Source organism: Corallococcus llansteffanensis, from assembly GCF_003612055.1.
Classification (GTDB): domain Bacteria; phylum Myxococcota; class Myxococcia; order Myxococcales; family Myxococcaceae; genus Corallococcus; species Corallococcus llansteffanensis.
Map to the genome: position 1 here is coordinate 1 of NZ_RAWB01000647.1, position 5,228 is coordinate 5,228.

General features: G+C 69.1%; 7 protein-coding genes and 1 pseudogene. All 8 read left to right on the forward strand.

All coding sequences use genetic code 11. The annotated features are described in order from the left end of the window. The coding region (locus D7V93_RS37235) for a hypothetical protein (RefSeq protein WP_120647864.1) at positions 1–235 on the forward strand (235 nt) is incomplete at its 5' end. A 137-nt stretch (positions 236–372) separates the two neighbouring features. Beyond that, complete coding sequence (locus D7V93_RS37240; protein WP_120647865.1) at positions 373–921, forward strand: hypothetical protein; 549 nt, start codon at positions 373–375, stop codon at positions 919–921. Positions 922–1,016: 95 nt separating this feature from the next. After that, positions 1,017–1,451, forward strand: a complete 435-nt coding sequence (locus D7V93_RS37245; protein ID WP_120647866.1) for a tetratricopeptide repeat protein — start codon at positions 1,017–1,019, stop codon at positions 1,449–1,451. 25 nt (positions 1,452–1,476) lie between these two features. Further along, complete coding sequence (locus D7V93_RS37250; protein ID WP_120647867.1) at positions 1,477–1,872, forward strand: hypothetical protein; 396 nt, start codon at positions 1,477–1,479, stop codon at positions 1,870–1,872. 9 nt (positions 1,873–1,881) lie between these two features. Further along, positions 1,882–2,721, forward strand: a complete 840-nt coding sequence (locus D7V93_RS37255; protein ID WP_120615624.1) for a sigma-70 family RNA polymerase sigma factor — start codon at positions 1,882–1,884, stop codon at positions 2,719–2,721. Further along, positions 2,612–3,154 carry an EscF/YscF/HrpA family type III secretion system needle major subunit gene (locus D7V93_RS37260; RefSeq protein ID WP_244237735.1) on the forward strand — a complete coding sequence of 181 codons (543 nt, stop codon included), beginning with the start codon at positions 2,612–2,614 and terminating at the stop codon, positions 3,152–3,154. The genes D7V93_RS37255 and D7V93_RS37260 overlap by 110 nt, the downstream gene beginning before the upstream one ends. Before the next feature lie 107 nt (positions 3,155–3,261). After that, positions 3,262–4,077 carry a type III secretion protein gene (locus D7V93_RS37265; RefSeq protein WP_120647868.1) on the forward strand — a complete coding sequence of 272 codons (816 nt, stop codon included), beginning with the start codon at positions 3,262–3,264 and terminating at the stop codon, positions 4,075–4,077. Between the two features lie 108 nt (positions 4,078–4,185). Continuing rightward, a pseudogene (locus D7V93_RS37270) lies at positions 4,186–5,228 on the forward strand (hypothetical protein); the annotation flags it as partial.

Consider the following 5,228-nt stretch of genomic DNA (forward strand, 5'->3'; position numbering starts at 1 on the left):
GCCCATGCCCTCCTATCCCGCCGTCGAGACCTTCATCGAGAAGGCCACCGTCGACGATGTCCAGGCGCTCTTCGCGCCCGTGAAGGAAGGCCTCGCCGGCCTCAAGGGCCCGCGCGCGGAAACCGGCAAGAAGGCCCAGGCTGCGATCGCGCGGGCCGAGGAACTGCTCGGCATGCTCGTGGACGTCCGGGAGAAGCTCGTCGCGGAATCGAAGCAGCCCAAGGGCCGGAAATAACGGCCTTTTCGGGGGCCGGGACGATTTCTCGTCCCCGGCAGGCAACCCGCGGTGGGTTCCCCCGATAATCCATTGAAAGAGCCGAGGGATGATCCCAGGCTCACCATTAATTCGCTGGCAGCAGCGCGGAGGCTGAAATGAGCAAGATCGACAGCGGCATGATGGGTCCGAACCTGCGCATGAACACCCAGATGACCACGGCTCGGCAGACGCCGAACACGAGCTTCGGGGCGCGCGTGCAGACGGGCCTGAACAACGCCGCCGGCGTCGTGGGCGCGGGCGTCGGCGCCGTGGCCGGCTTCGTGCCGGGCGCGGGCATCGTCTCCGCCGCGGTCTCCTCGGCGCAGACCTTCTCCGGCGCCGCGGGCTCCGGCATGGCGGGCGGCCCGTACGCGGGCGTCGTGAACACCGGCTCCGGCGCGGTGCCCACCACGTCCATGCCCGGCACGGGCACGGGCATCCCTGGCACGGGCGGCTCCTCCACCCTGGGCACCAGCGTGGGCGGCGGCAGCGTGGGCGACCAGGTCAACGGCAACTACAGCCTGAAGTCCATGATGGACGACAACCAGAAGATGCTGGCCATGCAGTCGGCCATGCAGCACGAGTCGCAGCTCTTCACGGCGGTTTCCAACGTGATGAAGTCGCGGCACGATACGACCAAGAACTCGATCGGCAACATCCGCTAGTCTTCGACTTCAGCGGAAACTGACCGGTGCAAGGAAGGCGGCCCTCGACGGCCGCCTTCCGTGCTTCCGGCCACGGGAAAGGAAGCGCGACGTCCATGTCGGAAACAGCCTCGGAGATCGCCAACAGCCTCGTGCCCCTGGCGCGCCAGCCTGCCATGGTCCTGCTGGAGTCCGGCTACCTGTGGTTGGACATGGGCCACTTCGACAAGGCCAAGGAGGTCTTCGTCGGCGCCGCCGCGCTGATGCCCAAGAGCGAGGTGCCGCAGATCGGCCTCGGCGCCGTGGAGTTCGCGCAGGGCCACCATGACAAGGCCCTGCAGGCCTACCGGGTCGCCCAGCGCCTGGCGCCCCTGTCGTCGCTGCCCCGGGCACACGCGGGGGAGGCCCTGTTGTTCATGGGCAAGGTGCCGGAGGCCCTCAAGGAACTGAAGGCCGCCATGGACCTGGAGCCGGACGGCGATGGCGCCAAGCTGGCCCAGGCCCTCATCCAGGCGAAGGAGGCGGGAGCCCTGCCTCCGCCTCGGAAGTAGCGGTTAGCGCGAAGGAGGTACGTCGATGGCTGTCGGTGGAGTCGGACGTGGGGGTGGGAAGGGCCGCGCGGGCGGCGTCAAGGGTGCGTCCGGTGCGGCGGGTGCCTCTGGCGCGTCCTTCGGCGGCAAGGTGGACCGGACGGAATCGCTCGTCGGGCCTTCAGGTCTGGTAGGCTCCAGCAACGTCCAGGGCCCCCAGGCAGCGGATCCGATCGCGGCACAAGCGCTCGCCATCGCCCGTCGGTTGAAGAACGGGGGCTTCAAGAGCAAGGAAGAGGCGACGAAGGCGCTCGTCTCCGAGGTGCTCCAGGAGAAGCTGCACATGAAGTCCGACGCCCTGACGGGCCGAATCGCCGGTGCCTTGCAAGACGATCCTCGGTTGAACCAGGTTCTCGAGCGGCTGTGGTCCAAGGCCGAGTGAGCGCGCCGCTTGCCTCTGGGTGAAGACAGGAAGGTCATCCTGGAGAAGTACGGCCCGTACGTGCGGTCGCTCGCGGCCACCGTGCGCAAGCAGTTCAACGCCCAGCTGGAGCTGGACGAACTGCTGGCCTATGGGCAGATCGGTCTCCTCGAGGCCGCGGAGCGCTTCGACCCCAAGGTTGGCGCCAACTTCCTCACCTTTGCCCACTACCGCATCAAGGGCGCCATCTTCGACGGCCTGAGGAAGATGGGCGTCCTCCGGGGCGCGGATGCCCGCTCCGCCTACCAGGGCGAGCGCGCGACCGCCTATCTTGGAAATCTTGCCGACCGCGAGCAGGGATCAAGCAACCGCGGGTCGTCATTTGACGATGATATCGGAGACATCTCGGATGCCGTGGCGGGACTTGCCGCGGTGTTCGCAGCGGGGGCGGAAGGGGCGGAGGCGGCGGGGTATGTCGACGAATCCCTCCCGGCGGATCAGCGCCTGGAGATGGAGCAGCTGAAGAACCGGGTGCGCTCGGCCATCGAGAAGCTTCCGGAGAAAGAGCGCAAGCTCCTGCAGGGTTATTACTTCCAGGGCCGTACGCTGGAGGAAGCAGGGGCGGAAATCGGGCAGTCGAAGAGCTGGGCGTCGCGGCTTCACGCGCGCGCCATTGACCGGCTCAAGGAACTCTTGAACGAGGAGGAGGAACTCCCTCCCCCCTCGACGGATGCAAGGAGGGTGTCACATGGCGGCTCCGATGAGCGGCATCTCCGCGGGACAGGTGGCGCAGCAAAAGCTGCAGGATCAGGGCGCCCAGCAACAGACGAACAAGACGGGCGCGTCGAAGTTCGACGGAGTTCTCGCTGACAAGGCGCAGGGCGCCAACGCGGCGGACGCGACCCAGGGCGTCAACAAGGCGCAGGCCGCCCAGAAGGTGGACACCGTCCGCCAGGTGGAGACCGTCAACAAGACGGAGAAGGCCGGCCTGAACAAGGTCAGCAACGCCGCCCAGCAGCCGGCGACGACCAAGGGCGCGGAGCCCGTGGACGCCAAGGCCGAGGCCGCCAAGACGGGCAAGTCGGGCGGCATGGTGTCCGACCTCGTCTCCGGCCTGGAGAAGGGGCAGATCAGCATGGACAAGCTCATCAAGGAGGCCAGCTCCGGGAAGAACATGTCCAACGCGGAGATGCTGGGCCTCCAGGCGTCCATGTACAAGTACTCGCAGGAGCTGGACCTGACGTCGAAGGTCGTCGAGAAGGCCACCAGCGGCCTGAAGGACGTCGTCAAGACCCAGGTCTGAAGTCCCACCCGCCGGGCCATGGCGGCATGCGAAGGGCGGTCCCTCCCAGGTCGGGAGGGGGCGCCCTTCCGCGTTTTGCAAGGGCCCTGTTAAGCTACCTTCCGCCCATGACTCGCCGAACGCCCGCCTTCGCCGCCCCGCTCCTCGCCCTGCTGCTCCTCACCGGCTGCTCCATCGAGCTGCAGCACGAGCTGACCGAGGCGGATGCCAATGAAATCTACGTGCTGCTCAGCAAGAACGGCATCAACGCCAAGAAGGAGAAGGCGGAAGGTGGCAATGAAGTGCGCTTCACCATCGTCGTCCCCAAGGGCGACGCCGCGCAGGCCGCGGAGCTCCTGAAGCGCAACTCGCTGCCGCGCCCGGTGGAGAAGGGCCTGTCCCACTTCGCCAAGGGCAGCATGGTGCCCACGGCCACGGAGGAGCGCGCCATGCTCCTCAAGGCGATGGCCGGCGAGGTCTCCAACGCGCTCAACCAGATTGACGGCGTGCTGGAAGCGCGCGCCATCGTGATGGTGCCGGAGAACAACGACCTGTCGCAGCCGGAGAACAAGCCGATGCCGTCGGCCTCGGTGTTCATCAAGTACCGCACGCTCGAGGCCGGCAAGCCGCCCATCTCCCAGGAGGCGGTGAAGCAGTTCGTCGCCAGCTCCGTCGCGGAGCTCAAGCCGGAGGCCGTCACCGTGCTGATGACGGAGGCCCTGGCCCCCTCGGCGGAGACCACCGAGGGCAGCCGCATGCAGGACGTGCTCGGCGTGCGCATGACGGCCGCCAGCGCGGGGACGTTCAAGGTCATCCTCGGCGGCGCGTTCGCGCTCATCCTGGCGATGATGGGCCTCACCGCGTGGACGTTCATGCGCGGCTCGGGTGGGGGTGCCGCCGCGGCGGCGCGTCCCGCGCGCGCCCGGGGTGGTCGGGAGTCCTGACGTCGCCCCCCGCGGCCCTCCTGGGGCGGACCGCGGGACGCGTCCTCCAGGCCGGGGACGCGCCTTCTATCTTCAGCGGGCCACTTGTGGGGGCCCGCGAGGTGACCGTTGGATTCATTCTTCACCTCGCTCAGCAAGCGCCAGACCATGATGCTCCTCACCGCGGTCACCTTCGGTGGCCAGGAGAGCCTGGCCGCGCTGGAGCACCTGCCCGAGGAGGAGGCCGCGCTCCTGCGGCACCGCGCGCAGGAGATCCTCCAGATTCCGCGTGAGAAGCGCCTGCCCGCCGTAGTGCAGGAGCTGAAGCGCCTGATGAAGGACCGGCGCGGGCAGCTGTGGACCGCGGATCCGGAGCGGCTGGCGGCCCTGCTCCAGCGCGAGCGCGGCGCGCTGATGGAAGTCACGCTGCGCGCGCTGCCCGGCTCCATGGCGGACGCGGTGCGCGGCCACCTGCCGCCCTCGCGCGTGAAGCTCACCCGCGAGGTGCGCCCGCAGGTCCTGGACATCATCCGCTGGAAGCTGGAGGAGGCGCTGGCGCGCGAGGTCGCCGGCCAGTCCGCGGGCTTCAAGTTCGCGGACGTGCTGATGCTCCAGACGCGTGAGCTGCTCACGGTGAGTGACCGGTTGGGCGCGCGCGTGCTCGGTCCAGCCCTGGCGGGGCTCCCCGAAGCAGAACTGGCGGGCCTCATGGAGTCCCTGCCGCCGGACCTGCTCCAGCTCGCGAGCAAGTCCGTGGCGGCCAATGCGCCGCGCAAGCTGCCCGAGGAGGACGCGCGCGCGCAGATCACCCTCCACGAGGGGTTCAGCCGGCTCGCTGGCGCCATCCGGAGCGCGGGCGTGCAGCGGCTGGCGCGCGCGTGCGTGGCGCAGTCCCCGGAGTTCGCCGCGCGCATGCTGGAGAAGCACCGCGGGGAGTTCGGTCACCTGCTGGCGAAGTGGGTGCGCGAGGAGCGCTCGCGGCCGACGGCGCGCGGCGATGGCGGACGCACCGACATCGTCATGGACCTGGAGCGGCTGGCCCTGCGCGGCCTCATCGAACGTCCCGTGCGGTTGACGGCGCCGCCGCCGCGCCCGTCCGCCGTGCTGCCGCCTCCGCCGGGTGCGCGCAAGGCCGCGCCGCCCCCCTCGGCACGTCCGGCTCCGGCCGGGAG